General features: G+C 43.0%; 23 protein-coding genes. 6 read left to right on the top strand and 17 right to left on the bottom strand.

What is annotated here, in order from left to right; genetic code table 11:
• Window positions 1–77: 77 nt before the first annotated feature.
• Window positions 78–1,298, top strand: a complete 1,221-nt coding sequence (gene ylbJ, locus CGZ90_RS03425) for a sporulation integral membrane protein YlbJ (protein WP_094250925.1) — start codon at window positions 78–80, stop codon at window positions 1,296–1,298.
• Here the strand turns inward: ylbJ and coaD are convergent.
• Entirely contained in the window at window positions 1,295–1,783 is a 489-nt protein-coding gene (gene coaD, locus CGZ90_RS03430; RefSeq protein WP_094250926.1) for a pantetheine-phosphate adenylyltransferase, read from the bottom strand. The genes ylbJ and coaD overlap by 4 nt on opposite strands.
• 42 nt (window positions 1,784–1,825) lie before the next feature.
• Window positions 1,826–2,398: a 16S rRNA (guanine(966)-N(2))-methyltransferase RsmD gene (rsmD, locus tag CGZ90_RS03435; RefSeq protein WP_094250927.1), complete on the bottom strand. Its 573-nt coding sequence runs from the start codon at window positions 2,396–2,398 to the stop codon at window positions 1,826–1,828.
• 332 nt (window positions 2,399–2,730) lie between these two features.
• Between rsmD and CGZ90_RS03440 the strand changes: the two genes are divergently transcribed.
• A complete protein-coding gene (locus CGZ90_RS03440; protein WP_094250928.1) occupies window positions 2,731–3,108 on the top strand; it encodes a DUF7147 family protein in 378 nt (125 codons plus the stop codon).
• A 380-nt stretch (window positions 3,109–3,488) separates the two neighbouring features.
• On the opposite strand, the gene CGZ90_RS03445 is transcribed toward CGZ90_RS03440, so the two are convergent.
• Window positions 3,489–3,764 (bottom strand): YlbG family protein, encoded by a 276-nt coding sequence (locus CGZ90_RS03445; protein ID WP_094250929.1) that lies wholly within the window; start codon window positions 3,762–3,764, stop codon window positions 3,489–3,491.
• Between the two features lie 102 nt (window positions 3,765–3,866).
• Between CGZ90_RS03445 and CGZ90_RS03450 the strand changes: the two genes are divergently transcribed.
• Entirely contained in the window at window positions 3,867–4,196 is a 330-nt protein-coding gene (locus tag CGZ90_RS03450) for a hypothetical protein (RefSeq protein WP_094250930.1), read from the top strand.
• On the opposite strand, the gene CGZ90_RS03455 is transcribed toward CGZ90_RS03450, so the two are convergent.
• The 3 genes from CGZ90_RS03455 to ylbD form a co-directional block, all read right to left on the bottom strand.
• On the bottom strand, window positions 4,193–4,633 hold the full coding sequence (locus CGZ90_RS03455; RefSeq protein ID WP_094250931.1) for a YlbF/YmcA family competence regulator: 441 nt from the start codon (window positions 4,631–4,633) through the stop codon (window positions 4,193–4,195). The genes CGZ90_RS03450 and CGZ90_RS03455 overlap by 4 nt on opposite strands.
• Window positions 4,634–4,793: 160 nt before the next feature.
• Window positions 4,794–5,051 (bottom strand): YlbE-like family protein, encoded by a 258-nt coding sequence (locus CGZ90_RS03460; RefSeq protein WP_094250932.1) that lies wholly within the window; start codon window positions 5,049–5,051, stop codon window positions 4,794–4,796.
• 13 nt (window positions 5,052–5,064) lie between these two features.
• Window positions 5,065–5,535, bottom strand: coding sequence for a spore coat protein YlbD (ylbD, locus tag CGZ90_RS03465; RefSeq protein ID WP_094250933.1), 471 nt, complete (start codon window positions 5,533–5,535; stop codon window positions 5,065–5,067).
• A 253-nt stretch (window positions 5,536–5,788) separates the two neighbouring features.
• Between ylbD and CGZ90_RS03470 the strand changes: the two genes are divergently transcribed.
• Window positions 5,789–6,289, top strand: coding sequence for a PaaI family thioesterase (locus tag CGZ90_RS03470; RefSeq protein ID WP_165766751.1), 501 nt, complete (start codon window positions 5,789–5,791; stop codon window positions 6,287–6,289).
• A 53-nt stretch (window positions 6,290–6,342) separates the two neighbouring features.
• Here CGZ90_RS03470 and CGZ90_RS03475 read toward each other — a convergent pair whose 3' ends face one another.
• Both CGZ90_RS03475 and CGZ90_RS03480 read right to left on the bottom strand, forming a co-directional pair.
• Window positions 6,343–7,362, bottom strand: a complete 1,020-nt coding sequence (locus CGZ90_RS03475) for a CAP domain-containing protein (RefSeq protein WP_094250935.1) — start codon at window positions 7,360–7,362, stop codon at window positions 6,343–6,345.
• 137 nt (window positions 7,363–7,499) lie between these two features.
• Window positions 7,500–7,928 (bottom strand): CBS domain-containing protein, encoded by a 429-nt coding sequence (locus tag CGZ90_RS03480; RefSeq protein WP_094250936.1) that lies wholly within the window; start codon window positions 7,926–7,928, stop codon window positions 7,500–7,502.
• Window positions 7,929–8,082: 154 nt separating this feature from the next.
• On the opposite strand from CGZ90_RS03480, the gene CGZ90_RS03485 reads away from it, so the two are divergent.
• Window positions 8,083–8,433: a YugN family protein gene (locus CGZ90_RS03485; protein WP_094250937.1), complete on the top strand. Its 351-nt coding sequence runs from the start codon at window positions 8,083–8,085 to the stop codon at window positions 8,431–8,433.
• 27 nt (window positions 8,434–8,460) lie between these two features.
• Here the strand turns inward: CGZ90_RS03485 and CGZ90_RS03490 are convergent, their stop codons facing one another.
• The 7 genes from CGZ90_RS03490 to cyoE all read right to left on the bottom strand — a co-directional run bounded on the left by CGZ90_RS03490 (window position 8,461) and on the right by cyoE (window position 15,249).
• Window positions 8,461–9,183: a nucleotidyltransferase domain-containing protein gene (locus CGZ90_RS03490; protein WP_094250938.1), complete on the bottom strand. Its 723-nt coding sequence runs from the start codon at window positions 9,181–9,183 to the stop codon at window positions 8,461–8,463.
• An 87-nt stretch (window positions 9,184–9,270) separates the two neighbouring features.
• On the bottom strand, window positions 9,271–10,122 hold the full coding sequence (locus CGZ90_RS03495; protein ID WP_240515333.1) for a cytochrome c oxidase assembly protein: 852 nt from the start codon (window positions 10,120–10,122) through the stop codon (window positions 9,271–9,273).
• Between the two features lie 168 nt (window positions 10,123–10,290).
• Window positions 10,291–10,635, bottom strand: a complete 345-nt coding sequence (locus tag CGZ90_RS03500) for a cytochrome C oxidase subunit IV family protein (RefSeq protein ID WP_094250939.1) — start codon at window positions 10,633–10,635, stop codon at window positions 10,291–10,293.
• 3 nt (window positions 10,636–10,638) lie between these two features.
• Window positions 10,639–11,259, bottom strand: coding sequence for a cytochrome (ubi)quinol oxidase subunit III (locus CGZ90_RS03505; protein ID WP_094250940.1), 621 nt, complete (start codon window positions 11,257–11,259; stop codon window positions 10,639–10,641).
• Complete coding sequence (ctaD, locus tag CGZ90_RS03510) at window positions 11,259–13,103, bottom strand: cytochrome c oxidase subunit I (protein ID WP_240515334.1); 1,845 nt, start codon at window positions 13,101–13,103, stop codon at window positions 11,259–11,261. The genes CGZ90_RS03505 and ctaD overlap by 1 nt, the downstream gene beginning before the upstream one ends.
• Window positions 13,104–13,137: 34 nt before the next feature.
• On the bottom strand, window positions 13,138–14,148 hold the full coding sequence (coxB, locus tag CGZ90_RS03515) for a cytochrome c oxidase subunit II (protein WP_094250942.1): 1,011 nt from the start codon (window positions 14,146–14,148) through the stop codon (window positions 13,138–13,140).
• Window positions 14,149–14,310: 162 nt separating this feature from the next.
• Window positions 14,311–15,249: a heme o synthase gene (gene cyoE, locus CGZ90_RS03520; protein ID WP_094250943.1), complete on the bottom strand. Its 939-nt coding sequence runs from the start codon at window positions 15,247–15,249 to the stop codon at window positions 14,311–14,313.
• Window positions 15,250–15,537: 288 nt separating this feature from the next.
• Here cyoE and CGZ90_RS03525 point away from each other — a divergent pair, with 288 nt between their 5' ends.
• On the top strand, window positions 15,538–16,422 hold the full coding sequence (locus CGZ90_RS03525) for a COX15/CtaA family protein (protein WP_094250944.1): 885 nt from the start codon (window positions 15,538–15,540) through the stop codon (window positions 16,420–16,422).
• Between the two features lie 134 nt (window positions 16,423–16,556).
• Here the strand turns inward: CGZ90_RS03525 and pyc are convergent, their stop codons facing one another.
• Window positions 16,557–20,000 (bottom strand): pyruvate carboxylase, encoded by a 3,444-nt coding sequence (pyc, locus tag CGZ90_RS03530; protein WP_094250945.1) that lies wholly within the window; start codon window positions 19,998–20,000, stop codon window positions 16,557–16,559.
• 24 nt (window positions 20,001–20,024) lie between these two features.
• The gene (gene ftsW / locus CGZ90_RS03535) at window positions 20,025–21,191 is read right to left on the bottom strand and encodes a putative lipid II flippase FtsW (protein WP_379675154.1); all 1,167 of its coding nucleotides are present in this window, start codon (window positions 21,189–21,191) and stop codon (window positions 20,025–20,027) included.
• Between the last annotated feature and the right edge of the window lie 112 nt (window positions 21,192–21,303).

The raw sequence follows: 21,303 nt of genomic DNA on the forward strand, positions 1-21,303 counted from the left end.
AACATATGGTCTAAACTTTCTCCCTATACGTATAAATAAATACGTCAGGACAAGTACTGATTAAGGGGAGTGGCATTATGCAGGGCGGTAAATTAAAGACATTAGGACTGGGCATAAGCGGCACCCTGCTGGCCGGTTCTGTCATGATGTTTCCTGAAGAATCCTTCAAAGCATCACTGGACGGGCTAAATCTATGGTGGGATGTAGTCTTTCCTTCACTGCTTCCCTTTTTTATCCTGTCAGAGCTTCTGATCGGCTTTGGGGTCGTTCATTTTATAGGAGTATTGCTCGAACCTCTCATGCGTCCCTTATTTAAAGTGCCGGGAGCAGGGGGGTTCGTATGGGCTATGGGACTGTCATCCGGTTTTCCGGCAGGAGCAAAGCTGACCGCAAGACTGTGGCAGCAGAAAGAACTCTCTTCAACTGAAGCGGAAAGGCTGGTTTCTTTCACAAACTGTTCAAATCCGCTGTTCATGTTTGGAGCGATAGCAGTTGGCTTCTTCCATAATCCAGCGGTAGGTATCGTTCTTGCTGTCTGCCATTATGGAGGAAACATCCTCGTCGGTTTTACGATGCGCTTTTACAAAGGCAATGAGCCGTCATCCCCTAAGTATGAAAAAGACAGGAGAGCAGCCCTGAAGAACGCACTTAGTAAAATGCATGTATCCCGAATCAAGGACGGTAGACCGATCGGCAAATTGCTCGGCGATTCTGTTCAAAGCTCTGTCAACACTCTCATGATGATCGGCGGATTTCTTATCTTGTTCTCTGTGCTGAGCAAGATGCTCGATCTTTTATATATCACCAAAGGGATTTCAATCCTGTTAAACCAGATGTTTTCGTTCTTCAAGCTGCCGACAGAAATTTCTTATCCGCTGATGACTGGTATATTTGAGATTACCCTCGGAAGCAAGCTTTCAAGCACAGCGGATGTTCCGCTTCTTATTCAATGTACCGCAGTCAGCTTTATCCTGGCATTCAGCGGGCTTTCCGTGCAGGCGCAGGTGGCGAGTATCCTCGCTGATACTGATATTCGATTTAAACCGTTTTTTGCAGCCAGGATTCTTCACGCACTGTATGCGAGCACACTATGTGTTTTTCTTTTTCCGCTTTTATATAATTCTTCTGAAAAAAGCGCTCAGGAAGCAATGGCATGGTTCGGAACCGGCGGGCTGCAACTCTCAGGAATATGGCAATCTTTTTTAGCTGCCAGTCCGTATGTGACACTGTTCTCACTTGTAGCTTATATCTTTATCATGCACAGTAGATGGATGGACAAAACAAGCCGCCGTTATTAACGGCGGCTTGAATATTTTTGTTTTAGCGCTTCTTCTACAACGACAGGCACAAGATCTGTAACAGAAGCGTGATATTTAGCCGCTTCCTTAACAATGCTTGAACTGAGAAAGGAATATTGGTTGCTTGTCATCATAAAGAAAGTTTCCACTTGATCGTCAAGTTTTTTATTGATGGATGCGATTTTCATTTCGTATTCGAAATCTGATACTGCTCTCAATCCTCTAAGAACGACAGTTGCTCCGATTCTTTGGACATAGTCTATTAAAAGGCCGTTAAAAGAATCCACTTTGACATTCGGAATATCCTTTGTCACTTCCTTCAGCAGCCCTATGCGCTCCTCAATCGTAAAGAGAGGATTCTTGCTCTGATTGTTTGCAATAACAACGATTACTTCGTCAAACACCTTCGCACCACGTTTAATAATATCCAAATGTCCAAGCGTCACAGGATCAAAGCTCCCCGGACAAACTGCTGTTGCTGGCATTTTCGTCACCTCATCATACACGTTATTTATTTTTCAGCTTTGTTAATCTTGATTGTCCACAGGTCTATTTTTATAAAATGATACTGCAGTAGCAGTTCCGTAAATTTCCTGCTTATATAGGACAAAGGAAGAGGTTTCAGCAGGCAGCTTCACGCTCGGGTCATGTTCCGCTACAATGATTCCATTATTTGAGAGCAGGCCGTATTCGTCAATCTTCTGAATATCCTTTGCCAGCACCTGCTTTGCGTATGGCGGATCAAGGAAAATAAGATCAAATGCTGCCTCTCTTTTATGAAGCGCTTTCAGAGCCCTTTGAGCTTCATTTCGGTAGGTTTCTGCGTTTTCACTGTAACCGCAGCTTTGCAGATTAAGCTTAATGGTCTCGATTGCCTTATGCTCTCTATCCACGAATATTGCTTTATCGGCACCTCGGCTCAGAGCTTCAATTCCAAGGCCCCCGCTTCCCCCATAAAGATCTAGGGCGGTTCCTCCATTAAAGTAAGGTCCAATAATATTAAATATGGATTCTTTTATCTTATCTGTTGTTGGCCTTGTTGTAGTTCCTGGCACCGCTTTAAGCGGCCTTCCTTTGCAATCTCCTGATATTACTCTCACTATTCTCACCTATACTTCTTAGTCTGCTTTATCCTTTCCTATCCTATCATAAATAAAAGACAAAATGAAATCACTCTCTTTTTGTGCCCAAAAGTATAGAAAAAGAAGATAAGGAGATAATAAATCATAACAGCATCCCATGATGTTGTTGCCAACCGCGGAGAAGACTTACTTTCCCCATAAGTTCTTCCTCCGGTTTCTCCTCTCCCATCGCCTTAAAAGATAGGCTTGCCTATCTGTAAGGCAGCCTGCAGATAATAAGCTGCAGGCTTTTTTTATTCTTTTCTCATTTTACTCCCTATGCTAAATTGGTAGTTGGAAAGGGGATTGTCATGATACAAAAATTTATTGAACTTGGAGAAGGCTATTCCGATTTATATGAACTGATCGAGCTTGGCAGAGCAAACAAGCACAGAATTTCATCATTATTATGTTTGCATACCAAAAAAGGGGATAACGAGTTTGCCTCAGTGATCATCACCCTTCAGCCTGCTGCTGAGGGCAAGTTTCTCCCTCTGTATATTTGCCGCGAAGGGATACCAGCCCATTCTAAGCGTTATCAGCTGTTTATGGATTTTGCCGAAGAGGCTGGAATCAAACCAATTGTATTTGATGTAAAGAACTCAGAAGAATTTGCAGACAAAGAAATTTACTTTCACTACCTTACAGGGATACTGAGACTGAACTATCTTCTCCCCCCGCTGCAGTAAGTTTCATGATCTAGAACCATAGCTTCTTACTAATGTGCTGGAAACATAAAGCCCCTCACCACTTTTTGCAGCGGTAAGGGGCTTTACTTAAGGCTCTTTTCTATATAATTGATGGCTCTGAAAGATTTGTTTTGTTAGAAAGGTCAGCAAAGTTTCTACTGAAGAGTAAGCTTCAAAGTTCCATCCATTAGGAAAATTCGAGAAATGATCATCTTGAATTCGTCTGTGCAGATGTTGATTGGAGTGTAAGGCGCCGACTCCTCGAAAATGAAATTCGCATTTTCTTCGTGCGATGTCTTGCTGCGCTGCTTTCCCTATCCTGCGGGACGAGCGGAAAGCGTGCGCCTGAAACGGAGATCAACCCCTTCTCTGAATTCAGATTATATGCCCATCTTATAATCGTACTCTTTTGCTTTATCAGGAACTTTATTTTCGTATTCTGTTTTTAGTTCGTGTTTAAAGGATTTTCTGACATCCTTCACAAAATGCAGCGATTTAAGCTTTTCAGCGATATCATCAGCTTTTTGCCCGTCACAGTATAGAACAGCATATTTTAATTTTTTGGAAACGTAATGGACGTTGCCAAACCGCCTGAGCTGCTTTGAAAATTTAAGAGAGTGAAGATATACCGCCATTCCAACCCGGTTGCCTATCATCCTGTTTCCTCATTTCTATGAAAATTGTCAAACATTGCTATTATAAGTTCCGTCATACTATACTGGCTTTAACACAATCTTTCAATCAAAAGGGGTGGAAAAGTGGAGCTGGACCTTGTATGGGATTCCTTCCTGCAATCAATTAACAGAAAAGAGACAGGCTTGTCAGCTTATAAAAAAGAAGTAACAGGCATTCCCTTTTTATATGTTTCCCTCCGGCTAGATACTGCTGACCGAAAACAAGCAGAACAAATCATAAAATTATGCGCGGCAAAAGCAATTAAAGGAAAACGGCTCCGCATCGTGATGGAGTATGTAAGAGAAGAAATTGACCTTCTCGTTTACCGGTTCCGCTTTCTCGTTCCTCAGGAAAAAATGTTCTGCTGCGGCAATCTATGCCCTGACTGCATCAGGTTTAAGAATCCTTACTAATTACAGCCGCAGCTTCCACCAGAACCGCAGCCGCCGCTGCAGGATTTGCTGTCTAGGAACGGGTTGCCCGTAGGGACTTTTATAGATGCCGAAACACTTTCGGCAATAATTCGGCTGCATTCAATCAGCAGCTTTTCCAAATCTTTTTCCGCTTTTTTAAATGCAGCGATCGTGCTGTGAAAATCAAGATCCCTTTTCATTTCTCTCACGCTTTTATTGACGCTAGAATAATCTGGGTGATACTTCCCGAACCGCTGCACTTCTTCATATTGTTCTTTCATATATTGAAAACGCTTGATGAGCGATTGAGCTTCCTGATCTGTTTCTAATTCTTTTTTCCAGTACCGGTAGGCTTCGGCCGCTTCTGATCGTGCGACCATATGAGCCAGGCCGTTTGTCTCATCTAAGATAGACACTTGGGAAACGGTTTCTCTCATAACCGGTAACCTCCTCTGCAATAACCTGCCTTTTATTATACCGGATGGATTGGGCGGTGAAAAGCAGTGAGGCTTGATTCTGTAAGAATGAAACGATAAAGGCATTTACAAACATCAAAAAAGGATAAAAATTAATACTTAAAGAAACAGGATAGGGAGACTATGCCCCTGGATTAAAATCATTGTTTTCTCCAGCTGCTCCTAGCAGATCCATTAATAGTCCGATGCTTTTTATCTGCTGATGAAACCGGTCCACTCTCTGACCAAATGTCTTACCAAAAAACACTTTCGCCTGTTCTTCGAGTTCAGCCATTGCAGCAGGATTGCGGCTGAGCGTTCGATACCATTCAGGCCGTTCACGAATAAAATATTTTAAATCAGGCCGAGTATTTAAATAGTAAAGAAGTTCTTTTCTCATAGTCGCTCATCCTTTAATCTTTGTATGTTTGATACGTAAGAGGCTTATCGCGTTCCGGCACAGTCTGCCCTTGGGGATTGCTTTGAAAATGCTGAATCAGCTGCTGTATGCCTTCTACAGCGCCGCCAAACTGCGAAATATAAGTCTGCAGGTCGCTTACATTAATCTTACCTAGCATCGACACAATCTCGCCTACCGTGAGTTCTTTCCTTTTTTTCTTTGGTTCACCTCTATCTTTTTTAGTTTCATCATTTACTTTCTTTGTTTCGTCTGTCTGTTTCTTTTCGTTTTCTGTTTTTGCATTCTTCGTCCCTTGAGTACTGTCTTCCGCTGTTGTTCGGTTCCAGCTTTCATGATCTTCTCCAAGCACAATCCAATCATGATAAACTTCTTTCCATGTCCTCTTATTATTTTTGACTTCTTTTATAACGGCAGGGTGCTTTACAATAAACTTTTTAAATTCTTCTACTCTGTTTTTTCCCATTTGTTCTCACCTCCGGCTGTCCCACAGGTAACATTCTTCTAATACATGATACATATTTGCCTATAAAAAGGTGCGCCCATTTTTTATGCACCAAACCTTTACTGTTGCACTTTAAACATTATTATAAGTAAACTAAAGAAAACTTGGCCGATTTTATGTAAGCTTAGCTGACGTTTTGCTAAACACTTTACTTGGGTCCGAGAAGTTATACTGCATATTGCGAAAAATTTTATTTATGATTGGAGATCTTTTAATGGACAGCATAAACGATACACTGCGTACTAAATTGGAGGATTGGCTCATAAACGCATCTGAAACTGACAAGAACCTCTTGCTTCAAGCTATGGAGGCATGTGAATCAAAAAACAAACAAAAAATACATACATACATTTCAGCAATGATGAAAATGGAAAAAGCCGCTGCTGATGATCAAAGTATTGTCATCGAAATTCCGAATACACCTTTTTTAGCAAACTCTCTTGGAATTATGCATGGAGGACTGACCTCCACACTGCTTGATTCTGCTATGGGGACAGCAGCCAACCTTAACCTTGGCAAGGATGAGGGCGCGGTAACACTCGACCTGAATATACGCTTTTTGTCTCCAGGTATTGGGGAACGGTTTAAATGCGAAGGGAAAGTCGTGAAGTCTGGACGCCAGATTATCGTTACAGAAGGGACCGTCTGGAATGAGAAAGAAGAATTAATAGCTTCAGCTACCGGTACATTTTTTAAAATATCACGCAAGAAATAAGCCCTACTTATTTATAATGCAACAAAAGAGGCAGCTGATGGCTGCCTCTTTTGTTATGGAGTAATAAAATTCTGGGTGTATTCTTTGAGATATACTCCGACTCCTAAATGAGTGTAAGAAGGATTTAACAGCGCTTTCCTATGCCCTTCACTGTTAAGCCATCCTTCTACCGCCGCTGCTCCGTCCGTATAGTTCGCTGCGATATTTTCTCCTGCAGCTCTGTAAGAAACCTTGCCTTTATTCAGACGATCTGAAAGCTCACCTTTAGTAGGAGATGTATGAGAGAAGTACTCATTCACCGCCATATCTTTGCTGTGCAAATAAGCTACCTTTGAGGCTCCTTTATGTGATGCCAGAGGTTTAAGTCCGTGCTTTTGCCGGATAACGTTAGTCATGTCAAGAATCTGCTTCTCATTTGCTTCTTCCACCAGACGCTGTGCTTTTCCCGTCAAACCGCCCTCTGATGGGAGTTTTCCGTGGAATACAACAGAGTAAGGACGCTGTCTAAGCAAGACATCTGAGGTAACATAGCGTACACTTGAGAGCTTCTGTGTATACTGATCAAAGTAAAGCTGCGCATACACTTCTTTCGTTATTGGAATCAGAGGCCTCATATTCAAATCTGATTCTGAGAGTTCAAAACGGTAAAACTCGCTGCCTTCTTTTATATTGATATTCGGTTCTGGACTCGCTTTCCGCAAAACACTAGAAACCGGCTCATTAATCTTAAAAGGGCCAACATTTACTCTGTCACCCAATGCATAAACGGTTACAATCTTTCCTTTATCTACTCCAGCCTGGATATAGGCCGTGTTATCTTTAGAATAAACGTACCAGCTATAGCCATATGCAGAAGGATCAATCCTGTCTGGCTTGCCCCACTTCTGAATCCATTCCTTCTCAGTCTTGCCGATATAACTGGCGGCGGAATCTTTTGGGACCGTCAACTTAGCCTGTTTGGTGACGCTGCTGCTGTCAGGTTTAGGGGAGATCAGCGGTTCAATTGGTGTATCTTTCAAATAAAGCAGATAAAAAATAACTCCCGACAAGACCAATATGATTAAGATCCGCATAGTACACCGCCTGACATGTATTTTTTCCTTAGGTTAACTGTACTTTACAGTAACATGATTGTCCATTACACAGCCTTTTAAGCGGCACACATGAACTGAAATAAAAAAAGACACCCACGGGTGCCTTTCTAATTCATTTAATGAATTTGATCACGTGTTTCGGAAATCTCAGATAAAGCGTGTCCTGCTGCCATATCTGTCTTGTGATCCAAGGACAAGTCGCCGATCGAAATAATACCGGCAAGTTTATTTCCTTCTACAATCGGAAGACGTCTGATCTGTCTCTGGCTCATTAGCTCAGCTGCTTCTTGAACACTCATTTCTGGCCCAGCGGTTACTAGCTCCGTAGTCATTACATCGCTCACCTTCGTAGAGCCTGGACGCTTTTCAGCAATACAGCGGACAGCGAGATCGCGGTCTGTAATTACGCCTAACAGCTGTCCGTTATCACAAACTGGAATCACGCCAACATTATCTTTTTTCATTTTAAGCGCCGCTTCATATACATTATCCTGCGGACTGCAAACATCAACACTTGTCGTCATGACTTCACTAAGCTTTTTCATCTTACCCCTGCTTTCTTAATTTGAATTCGTGTCTATTCTTTGCGGTTTTCTTCCTGCTTATCCATTTGACAATTGATTGACAACGATTGCATCTTTAGCGCTTTCATACTATCATTAAGAAGTGATTTGATTGATACTGTAGGAGGTAAAACGCATGATGTTTGAAAACAGCGGTTTAAATGGAAAGGTTGTTCAGTTCTCCCTGCTTGAACATACGATGGAACAGCATGGAATTATCCGTGCGGGGCAATGGGATTATGAGAGGATTACATACGATTATAAATTTGAAGACATGACGAACGGTGATGTTTATTATTTCCGCATCCCTTGCCACGTTGTGGAAGGTGAAACTGAAACACCTCATGCTAAAATTGAAATCGATACTCCATACTTAGGGAAACATTACTACCCTCATGGCGTTGAATATGACGAAGTATTCCCGAAGAATGTAGTCAATCACTGCAACAAACTGCTTGATGCACTGAAAGCAGAACTTCACGTATAAAAAAAAACTCCCTAACCGGGAGTTTTTTTATATTGCCTGTTTGCCCTTGCTGTTTGATGAGAAGCCTTCAAATAGCCGGCCGCCGTATGGAGCGAGCACCTCATCCGCGAACTCGATCACCTTTTCTTTCTGACGGTCAGTGTAATAATCATCAAATACCTTGCTGAACGATTCCGCAAATTCTGGATTGAATTCTTTCAATGCCCTTACAATCCATTTCCCCTCGCCTATCCAATGATTATGCACGCGCAGCACAAATTCATGTATCAAATATGCCAGCTTTGAGACGATAAACAAATCTTCAATATTGTTAGAAGAACCCGTCAAGTCCTCAAGAAGATCCGTGATCGTATATCTTGCCACATCGATTTCGGTCGATTTCCACGGAGCAGGACCTGCTTTTAAAAGCTGCAGCGCTTCATTTTTTATGATTGACGCAGTGCCGTTGTCCTTCATAATAATTCCTTCAGCACACATTTGAGGCAATGAAGGCCTCGCTCTATCAATATTTTCTAGAAAAAACCGCTGGTACGTGCTTTTTTTGTGAACGAACACTTCTATTGGCCATCCGAATTCATAATACGACTGTCTGTATGAATCCATAATCTTTTCATCAAAAATAACAATATCGAGGTCGGAGCTCTCCGTTTCCTCTCCCCTGACCACACTTCCAGCAAGCAAAGCAACATCGCAGTCAGGAAAAAATGCTTCAATAAAATTTCGTGCTGAAGTTCTAGCGCTGTCTCTCATAAAAATTCTCTCCCTTATGTAAGGATTACAATAATTATTTAGTTCGCTCTTTTATAAAAAAAACCTGCCACAAGGGACAGGTTCTGATTATTTAATCGGCTGCTGTATAACAAGCTGGGAACGTTTGATGCTTTCAAGGTCTTCCTTATCCTTCTGTCTTTCTTTTTTCACCCAGCGGTAGAAAATAAGCCCAAGGACGAACGCATAAACTACTTCCTGGATTATTTTCATCATAACCCCGCCAACGTGCTGGTCCTCAAGAGGAGTCATGTATCCGAATAATTGAGGCACTCCTTCATAAGCAGCATATAACTGGCTGTCAGCGAACATAATCAGTGCACATGCTGGGGTCATCAAAACACCATTTCCGAATATATATCCGACTCTCTTTAAATCAGACAACTGGTCGTCGGAATCGACTGGTGTAAGAACTGGCCACCACATCGTAAAAGCTGTCAAAAAAAGTATTGTGTGGTAAATATAATGCAATGTCATTGATCCGGTCACAGCATCAAAGATCATTGGCAAATGATAAAAAGAAAAAAGAGTGTTAAACAATATAAGAGCAATTAAAGGTTTTGTGAGAGCGGCAAATACTTTATGATAAATGGTTTCTCCGAATAAGTACTTCTTCCAAAAAGCAGCTGGGATCCCGATAATCACTAGCGGAGGAATCATTAAATATAAAATGGCCATCTGCACCATGTGGACACTGAATAAATAATGATGCCCAATAATACTTATCGGACTTCCTTTTATGGCATATATGAGCAGCAATGCTGCAAGAATACATATCTTTTGCAGCATGGTAGTGCTTTTGCCAAACTTTTTAAAGTAAAAAACACCTGCGATCAGTACTAACAAGAATACTTCTGGATGGTAAAGCTCAAAAAAACTATAATGTGACAAATCTGTATGTACGTGATGATGCTTCATCATGTGTCAACTCCTTGACGTAACAACTATTCTAGCTTAAGATTAGCGTTTTTACACAAGAGTGTAAAGTGTCCAACATTTGACGATTTACCAACAGCATAGAAAAAAGACTGCAAAAATGCAGCCTTTTCCCTGCTGCCGTTGCGGAAACCCGCTTTTAGCAGCTTGTTATTAAGATGTCCAGATCATTCCCATTAAGGAGGCAACTGTGATAGCCGCGATCAAAATACCGCTCGCCATACCCCAGATCGGAAATTCATGACCTTTGTGGCTTAAATGCATCCAGATGTAGAGCTGGAAGAAAACCTGCACAACGGCAAGGACAAGGATAAACATGACCGCGAAAGAATCGCCTATCTTATCGCTTGAAATCGCATAAAACGCAACAAGTGTGAGAAGGATCATCATGATGAAAGAAACGTTATGATGCTTTCGTTCTTCTTTAAGAGCAAGCTTCTTCTGCAGCGCTTCATGGCGGTGAACGGTCTTATCAGACTTTTGCTGGTGATCTGCCATGGTTTACCCCACCTTCCCCATCAAATAAACGACTGTAAAGATAAATACCCATACAACGTCGACAAAGTGCCAGTAAAGAGCAAATAAGTAGTACTTAGGCGCATTCACAAGTGTCAGGCCACGGTTCCAGTTTCTTGCAAGAAGAGTTGCGATCCATAGGCAGCCGAACAATACGTGTCCGCCGTGGAACCCGACAAGTGTATAGAACGCCGAACCAAATGCAGAGCTTGTAAATGTGTGACCTTCGTGGACGTATTCAACAAACTCATAGATTTCAAGTCCAAGGAATGCAAGGCCGAGAATCAGGGTTACAATAAACCATCCTTGCATCGCTTTAACACGGTTTTGTTTCATAGCAAGCACGGAATACACGCTTGTCAATGAACTTGTCAATAACAGCATCGTTGCAACAAATACCATCGGCAGCTTGAAGATTTCTTCTCCAGCCGGTCCATCCATGTGCATGTTTCTAAGGCCTAAATACGTTCCAAAAAGGGTTGCGAACAGTACCGTCTCTCCCCCAAGGAAAAGCCAGAAGCCCAAAAATTTATTTTTGCCTTCAAGGGTAGCTTTCTCCGGATGATCAGGAAAATTCGCGTCCGTCAGTCTTTCATCGGCATGCATTAAGCTCTACCCCCTTTAATATCTGCTTCAACTTCTTCTTTATGAATATGGTAGCCATGGTCGTCGATCACAGAACGCAGGAACATCGTGATTAGTACGATTCCAAGTCCTCCGCCGGCAGCATACCAGTTAGCATAAATGAATCCGAACCCTGAAATAAACATACCGACAGACATGATGAACGGCAGGATTGATCCGTTCGGCATATGAATTTCGCCGACAGGTTCTGCTGGTGTCATCTTTCCGTTTCCAGCTGTCTTTTCCACATAAAGAGCGTCAAGACCGCGTACAAGCGGAGTCTGTGCAAAGTTGTATTCAGGTGTTGGAACTGGCATCGCCCACTCAAGTGTACGTCCGTCCCAAGGATCAGCAGAAGCAATATTTTTCTTAGAAGCGGAAATAATAATGTTGATAAATAATACTATCGTACCAGCACCCATCAGAAGCGCGCCGATCGTACTGACAAAGTTAGACGTATCAAGCTGCTGTCCGCTCATGTATGTAAATACGCGGCGAGGCATTCCCATCAGTCCAAGCCAGTGCTGCGGGAAGAACGTCAAGTGGAAACCAATAAAGAACAGCCAGAAGTTCCATTTCCCAAGTGTGTCATTAAGAACGCGGTTGAACATTCTAGGATACCAGTAGTAAAGACCGGCAAACAAACCTAGAACAAGGCCGCCGACAATAACATAGTGGAAGTGGGCAACTACAAAATAGCTGTCATGGTATTGGTAATCGGCAGCTGGAACAGAAAGCATAACCCCTGTTACTCCACCCATTACGAACGTTGGGATAAACCCGACAGCGAAGAGCATCGGTGCTGTAAAACGGATTTGGCCTCCCCACATTGTAAAGATCCAGTTAAAGATCTTAACACCTGTCGGAATCGCAATCGCCATCGTTGCAACCGCGAAAATGGAGTTAGCTACAGCCCCAAGTCCTACAGTGAACATATGGTGAACCCAAACCATGAATCCAAGGAAACCAATAAGCACTGTGGCAAATACCATCGCGCTGTATCCGAACAAACGCTTCTTTGAGAACGTAGATACGATTTCAGAGATAATACCGAAAGCAGGAAGAATAAGGATATAAACTTCCGGGTGTCCGAAAATCCAGAAAATGTGCTCCCAGATAAGTACGTTTCCGCCCATGTCAGCGTTGAAGAAATGAGCACCAAAAACACGTTCAAACATAAGCAGGAAGAATCCTACTGTTAATGCCGGGAAAGCAAAAAGGATAAGTCCAGATGTTACGAAAGATGCCCAAGTAAACAGCGGCATACGCATGAACGTCATACCTGGAGCTCTCATATTAATAATCGTAACAAGGAAGTTTATACCTCCGGCAAGTGTTCCAGCACCGGCAATCTGAAGACCGAGTACATAGAAATCAACACCATGCCCTGCTGAGACCGTTGAAAGCGGGGCATATGCTGTCCATCCAGCATCAGGTGCTCCGCCAAGGAACCAGCTCATGTTCAAGAGCACTCCTCCGAAGAAGAAAAGCCAGAAACCAACTGCGTTTACATAAGGGAATGCAACATCACGCGCTCCAATCTGAAGCGGTACGATTGCGTTCATAAACGCAAATATAATCGGCATCGCTGCAAGGAAGATCATCGTCGTTCCGTGCATCGTTAACAACTGGTTAAACATTTCAGCTGAAACAAAATCATTTTCCGGCTTGATTAGCTGAATTCGCATTAAGATTGCTTCTAATCCCCCAATAAGGAAGAAGAACCCGCCGGAGAGCAAATATAAAATACCAATTTTCTTATGGTCAACAGTCGTGAGCCAGTCCATAAGTCCAGTTCTCTTTTTGTGACTTGCGTGAGTAGACACGGGTATTACCTCCTTTAACATGCCCTAGCCGATGTTATTGTAATTTTAATTCCATCAAGTAATCCGCTACCGCGTCAACTTCTTCGTCGCTTAATGGCAGCTTAGGCATTTCGTTGCCTGGCTTGTATTCCTGCGGATCCTTGATCCATTTCTTTAAGTTAGCTTTACTGTGATCCATGATTCCTGCGATTTTTTCTTTTTCGCCGAATCCTGTAAGGTTAGGGCCTGTGTTTCCGCCTTTTTCGCCTACTGCATGGCAAGAAAGACAGTTCTTTTCGAACACCTTCTGTCCATCAGCATCGCCAGTGGAAGCGCTAGCTTTCTTGAAGCCTGATACCCAAGCTTTGTACTCTTCCTTAGATACAACTTTTACTTTAAAGTCCATCAAGGCATGAGAAGCACCGCACAGCTCCGCGCATTTACCTTTGTAAACCGCTTCTTTGCTGCCCGTGTCAAACCACATATAGTTTTTGCTTCCGTCACCAGGGTTAGTGTCGGTTTTTCCTGCAAGAGAAGGAATCCAGAATGAGTGGATTACATCTGCAGTGGTAAGTTCAACATGTACCTTCGTGTCAACTGGGAGTACTAGCTCCTGAGACGTAATCAGTTCTTCTTTCGGATATTCGAATTCCCACCAATACTGGTGTCCAGTCACTTTAAGACTTAGTTCATTTTTCGATGGCTTAGCATCTGCATCGAATTCAAATGTTCTCATTACTGTTGGAACAGCAAGAATGATAAGCAAAAGAATTGGAATAGCAGTCCAAAGAATTTCCAGCATGTGATTTCCCTCTACCTGTTCAGGCATAGAATCATCGCCAGCTTTTTTACGGAACTTAATGAGAACAAAGAAATATAGTACAAATACAACTACAAGAACCAAAATCATTATGCTGATTGAAATAAGCATAAGCTGGAACTGCTTGTCAGCCACGTCGCCCTGAGGCACGAGTGTAGACAGCGTTGGATCACCGCAGCCTGTCAGCAAAATCGCTAACATGGCAATCAGGGATAAAAGCCGTCCCTTTTGAAGCCATTTTCTCATCACTTCATAAAACCCCACTTTCTCGTTGTTAATCACAAAAATATAAAATGTATCTATTCAATCCGGCGCGTACCGGACAAAAATAGCAAAATCGGGAATGTAAGCCCTTTTATGTAAAGGCAATGCAGAACAGCACTGTTCGTGCTGTTCTGCTGAAGAAAGCTATTTTATGTTAACAAGAATCATTGCGACAAACATAATTGTCAAATAGTTCAATGAATACACGAACATCATTCTTGCCCATTTAATATCATCTTTCGCTCGCAGACCAGAAATCGCAAGAACAAGCCACCCTGTTCCAAGCAATGCTGAAAGAATAATATAGACAGTTCCAAAATCGTATAAATAAAGCGAAACAGGAAGAAGAGCTGCCGTATACCAGATCATCTGCCGTTTTGTCATTTCAAATCCTGACACGACCGGAAGCATTGGAATGCCAGCCTTTCTATACTCTTCACAGCGCTTCATGGCAAGTGCAAGGAAATGCGGCGGCTGCCAGAGAAACATGATAAGGAATAAAAACCATGCGATCGGATGGAGGTTAGCATCTATTGCAGCCCAGCCGATAAGCGGCGGCATCGCACCAGAAATCCCTCCTACTACGGTATTAATAGAATGTGTCCTTTTCAGCCACATCGTGTAAACCACAACATAAACGAAAAGCCCGATCAATCCTAATACAGCAGCAGTCAGCGTAGTTAATGCCAGCAATAGCGTACCGACCGCTGAAACCACAATACCCACCCAAAGAACTTGGTTTGCATCAATCCTCCCGGTGACAGTTGGACGTTCCAGCGTTCTGTCCATCAACTGATCAATATCTCTGTCTATGTAGTTGTTCAGACAGCATCCGCCTGCAATAACAAGCGCAGCACCTAAGAGGCAGAGAACCATCGTACCAATTTCATCAGTAAAGTTTAAGTTTGTATACTTAACTGCAAGGAAAAAGCCTGCAAACGTAGTGATCAAGTTGCTCATAACAATGCCGAGCTTTGCAATTGTAAGAAAATCTTTCCAAGTACCAGTTGGATTAGCTTCTGACAACGGGCCTGGCTCCATTACCTTGTTGGCTGCTTCAAAAGCCGTTTCTGTTTTACCCACTGATAACACCTCCTTTACCTAAAAACGCCTACCTCAATCTTATCCTGATTCTGCAAAATGTCCATATCTGTTCACAATCTGTATGATAATGGCTATGTACTGTGTGATAGGATAAACATATCAAGGAAATGTCCTATAACATTATAAAACAAATCACAGACTTTGTATACTTTGACTAAAATCGACATAAGCCTATATTATTTGTACTATCAGGGCATTTTTATACTAGTTTTATTTTTAACAAATTTGTGAAATAATCCATAATTTTATAGAAACAGGTGATATAGAATGAAAAGAGCGTTTCAATGGTACTCCATTTTTACCGCGTTTGGGATGCTGCTTGTCTTATTAATGGGATCCATCGTTACGAAGACAGGATCAGGTGACGGCTGCGGAAATTCTTGGCCTCTATGCTACGGTGAGGTTCTGCCTAGCGCACCTAAGCTTGAAACAATGATCGAATACAGTCACAGAATTGTTTCCGGCTGGCTCGGGATTCTTGTTATCATACTGGCAGTCTGGGCATGGAAAAGATATAGCCATATTAAAGGTATTAAATTATTAGCTTCACTTGCTGTTTTTTTCATTGTACTGCAAGGCCTTCTCGGTGCTGCAGCAGTCATCTGGAGCCAGTCTTCAGCAGTGCTTGCTCTTCACTTTGGCTTTTCGCTAATTTCTTTTGCCAGCGTTCTTCTTATTGCAGTGCTGTCGTTCGAGAATTCCGAAAGACCATTTACCCTGAACGTTTCTTCTGGCTTCAAAATGAATATTTATTTGCTTTTCACGTACCTTTACATTGTAGTCTATACCGGCGCATTAGTCCGGCACACAGAATCCAGCCTTGGCTGTACAGGTTTTCCCCTGTGCAACGGTGATGTTATTCCAGAACTCGGCGGAGCTGCCGGAATTCAGTTCATGCATAGAATGGCTGCAATGGTCTTGTTCCTTTGGATCATGCTTTCTGCGGCATACGCGCATAGGCTTTACCGAAGTGATAAAAACGCAAAAATCGGTTTTATTCTTGCGGCTGTTTTTGTGTCGCTTCAAGCAGCCTCAGGAGCTATCGTCGTATTATCTAACTTGAACCTTTTTGCCGCACTTTCACACGGCGTGTTAATATCCTGCTTATTCGGAACGTTAAGTTTCCTTGTGATGGCAGCATACCGGAAATAAAGAAAAGTTGGCTGACGTTACTTTTTTTCCAACAATCTTTTTGCTGGCTTTGAATTTTTTCTTTATTAAAATGATCATACTCACTTAAAGGTAAAAAGAGATGGCCGATTTCAATAGAGGCCATCTCTTTTTTTCTATTTATTCAATTCAAGTAAAAGGTCTCCCGGTGCAATAGCATCACTGCCTGCCACATAGATCTCTTTTACCGTACCGTCAAAAGGAGCCTGGACGGTCGTTTCCATCTTCATCGCCTCAGTAATCATCAGATGATCGCCTTTTTTAACTTTTTCCCCTTTTTCAACGAGAACTTTAATTACCGTACCCGGCATTCCAGCTCCAATCTGTTCTGGGTTAGACGGGTCAGCTTTTTGCCTCACTGCCTCCGTTACTTTTGCACTTTCATCTATGACGATTATTTCCCGCGGCTGGCCGTTCAGTTCAAAATAAACAACCCTCGATCCATCTTTTTGCGGCTCACCGATCGATACAAGTTTCACGATAAGTGTTTTCCCTTGCTCGATCTCGATATTGATCTCTTCACCAAGCCGCATGCCGTAGAAGAATGTCGGCGTATCAAGAACAGACACATCACCGAACATGTTGTAAATCTTTTCTCTGTCGAGGAATACCTTCGGATACAGCGCATAGGAAAGAGCATCAAAAGTGGTAACCTGGCGCCCGAGCTTATGGAACAGTGTTTCTTTAATGTCCATAAAATCAGCTGCCTCAAGCTGTTCTCCAGGTCTTACAGTCAGCGGCTCTCTTCCCTTAAGTACGATGCGCTGCAGCTCCTGCGGGAAGCCCTGATACGGCTGTCCCAAATACCCTTGGAAGAACTCAACAACAGAGTCAGGAAAATCGAGTGTATCTCCTCTTTCATAAACATCGTCTTCTGACAGACCGTTTTGAACCATATAAAGTGCCATATCTCCGACTACCTTAGAAGATGGCGTAACTTTTACTACATCACCGAACATGTCGTTAACCCTGCGGTACATCTGTTTAACATCGTCCCAGCGGTTACCAAGTCCTACTGCTTTCGCTTGCTGCTGCAGGTTTGAGAACTGTCCTCCTGGCATTTCATGCTCATAGACTTCTGGATCTGGAGCAGCCATTCCGCTCTCAAAGCCTTGATAAAACTTTCGAACATCCTCCCAATAAGCAGAGAGGTGCTTCACGTTTTGGATGTTCAAATCAGGCTGTCTGCTGTTGCCTGATAGAGCGTAATAAAGAGAATCAGCACTTGGCTGTGAAGTCTGTCCTGCCATGGAGCTTACTGCTACGTCAACAATATCTACTCCGGCCTCGACTGCTTTAGCATACGTGTAAATTCCGTTTCCGCTCGTATCATGCGTGTGAAGGTGGATCGGCAGACTTGTCTCAGTCTTCAATGCACTGACTAGATCATAGGCCGCCTGCGGCTTAAGCAGCCCTGCCATATCCTTGATTCCTAGAATATGCGCACCTTCTGCTTCAAGCTCCTTCGCCATGTCAACGTAATACTTCAGGTCGTATTTTGATCTTAACGGATCGAGAATATCGCCTGTATAGCAGATTGAAGCTTCTGCAATCTTTCCTGAATCACGTACAGCGTGAATGGCTGTCTTCATTCCTTCTACCCAGTTCAGGCTGTCAAAAATACGGAACACATCAATGCCTGCCTGCGCCGAGTGCTTAACGAATTCCATGATGACGTTATCTGGATAGTTCTTGTATCCAACAGCATTTGAAGCTCTGAGCAGCATTTGGAAAAGAACATTCGGCACCCGCTCCCTCAGCTTCAACAGCCTTTCCCATGGGTCTTCATTCAAGAATCGGTATGCTACGTCGAACGTTGCTCCACCCCACATTTCAAGCGAGAACAGTTCTGGCCAGAGCTTTGCCACTGGATCTGCAGCTTTTAACAGGTCATGAGAACGCACGCGTGTAGCAAGCAGCGACTGATGGCCGTCACGGAAAGTCGTGTCTGTCAACAAGACTTCTTTCTGATCCTTAACCCATGCTGCAAGACCATCGGCACCTTTTTCATCCAAAATCTGCTTCGTTCCCGGACGAGGAGAATCCGAGTATTTCAAGGACGGGATACGCGTTTCATTATAAAGCGGCTTCATCTTCTTTTCTAACCCCGGGAACCCGTTTACTGTAGTACTGCCAATGTAGGATAGCATTTTAGTACCGCGGTCTTTTCTTTTAGGAAAGACAAACAGCTCGTTCGTTGAATCAATAAACGATGTATCATAAACACCTGATAAAAAGTTTTTATGTTTTACTACATTTTCCAAAAATTCTATGTTCGTCTTAATGCCTCTGATCCGGAATTCCTTAAGGTTTCGCAGCATCTTAGAAGCAGCATTTTCAAAAGTGAGCGCCCAAGTGGACAGCTTTACTAAAAGAGAATCATAGTGAGGTGTGATGACAGCTCCTTGGAAGCCATTCCCTGCATCCAGCCGCACCCCAAAACCGCCGCCAGTGCGGTAGGCCATGATCTTCCCTGTATCAGGCATAAACTGATTTGCTGGATCTTCTGTCGTAACACGGCACTGAATAGCATACCCGTGGCATGAAATATCTTTTTGCTCCGGTATCGCCACTTCTTTGCTGTGAAGCGAAAGTCCTTGAGCGATCAAGATTTGCGACTGTACGATATCGATGCCGGTCACCATCTCAGTAATCGTATGCTCAACCTGTACCCGGGGGTTAACCTCAATAAAGTAAAAATCTTCATTGCTCGTTACGAGATACTCAACTGTTCCTGCATTATAATATCCTACATGCTTCATCAGTTTTAAAGCTGATTCGCAAATATCTTCACGGCATTTTTCGCTTAATGACACACTAGGTGCAACTTCTACAACCTTCTGGTGTCTGCGCTGAACGGAACAGTCTCTCTCATACAAGTGAACGATATTACCGGAATGATCTCCCATGATCTGAACTTCAATATGCTTCGGCTTTTCAATAAAACGCTCTACATATACATCATCTTTACCGAAAGAGGCTTTCGCTTCTGATTTAGCTCGATCATAGCTTTCAGCGAGGGAGTTTTCGCTGCGTACGATCCTCATTCCTCTGCCGCCTCCGCCTAGTGCTGCCTTAATGATGATCGGATAGCCGTGCTCTGAAGCAAACTGACGCACTTCATCAAGGCTGTTTACAGGCCCGCCGCTTCCAGGGATAACGGGAATGTCCGCTTCCACTGCAGCTGCACGTGCCTTCACTTTATCGCCAAAAATCATAAGGTGTTCTTCTTTTGGTCCGATAAAAATTATGCCTTCTTCTCTGCATCGTCTTGCAAAATCAGCATTTTCCGATAAAAAGCCGTAGCCAGGGTGAATACCGTCAACATTATTTGCTTTTGCAATCTCAATGATTCCCTCAATGTCCAAGTATGCATCAATAGGCTTTTTGCCCGCTCCTACTAAATAGGCTTCGTCCGCTTTATAACGGTGATAAGATCCGGAATCTTCTTTAGAATATACCGCGACAGTCCTGATATTAAGTTCTGTACAGGCTCTGAAAATACGTATTGCGATTTCTCCGCGGTTAGCGACGAGTATTTTTCTGATGGTTTTCTCCATTTGATTCCTCTCCTTTTCTATCTGTTACAATGCTTTGACTTGTCTTTCTTTCGCAGCAGGTGCTGCGGCTGGCTGTTTAAGTTTGAAATTAACATGTGCTGATATGTTGATCAAAATCCCTGCAGATGCCATAAACAGGATAAGAGATGAGCCACCATATGAGATGAATGGAAGCGGCACTCCTGTTATCGGGAGCAATCCAACTGCAGCGCCAAGGTTGACTGATGATTGTACTCCAATCATACCTGAAATACCGAAAGCAAGCAGGCTGCCGTATGTATCCTTCCCTATCACCCCTATGTAAAAACCTTTTATCACGATAAAAGCCAGCAGGAGGATAACAGCAGCAATTCCTATAAAGCCAAGCTCTTCGCCAATAATAGCAATGATAAAATCGGTGTGCGGCTCTGGAAGGAAGCCGTACTTTTGAACAGATTCTCCAAGACCGGAGCCAGTCATGCCGCCTGCTGCCATCGCAACGTAAGCGTTGATTAATTGGTAACCGTCACGTTCTGGGTCGGAAAAGGGATCATAGGCAGCCGTGAAGCGCGACATCTGTTCACCTGAAAACAAGAAAGAAAACAATACGAGTGCTCCGACTGATGCCCCGATGAGCAGAACGAGGTGTTTCCTTTGTATACCGGAGCAAAAAATGATGATTCCTGCTACGGCGGCCACAACCATCGCCGTACCGAAGTCCGGCTGCTTAATAATCAGCAGCAGGATGATAAGGATGATGGACAGAGGCGGCACGACACTCGTGCTGAACTGATCAAGCTTGTCCTGTTTTTTGGAAAAGATGCCTGCAAGGTAAATGGAAAGGCCCAGCTTTACAAATTCAGCCGGCTGAAGCCCGAATCCACCGATCATAATCCAGCTTTTAGCATTATTTACTGTTTTGCCGAAAAAAAACACGGCGATAAGCATAGCAATCGACGCAAAAACGATCGGTGCCATAAAGCGCTTGTAAAACTGGTAGGGCAGTATCATGGTAAACGAAAATATGATAAGCCCCACAAAAAAGAAAGCTAGCTGCCTTACAAAGAAATGGCTTGGGCTGTACTCATACTTTGTAATAGAAACACCAATACTTGCACTGTAGATCATGACCAAGCCGATCCCGCATAACAAAAACACTGATACGAGAAGAGAATAATCGACATGCTGAAAAAATTTTTTCAAACTCCTCACCTTTTCCTTGTACTCTCTCTATAAAATAATTCGATTTAACTGTCGCAATTCCTGTCGTAATCCGCTAAAAAGTAACATAACAACATGAACAGAGCGGATTTTTCCGAAAAAA

This window comes from Fictibacillus aquaticus, assembly GCF_002245695.1.
Taxonomy (GTDB): domain Bacteria; phylum Bacillota; class Bacilli; order Bacillales; family Fictibacillaceae; genus Fictibacillus; species Fictibacillus aquaticus.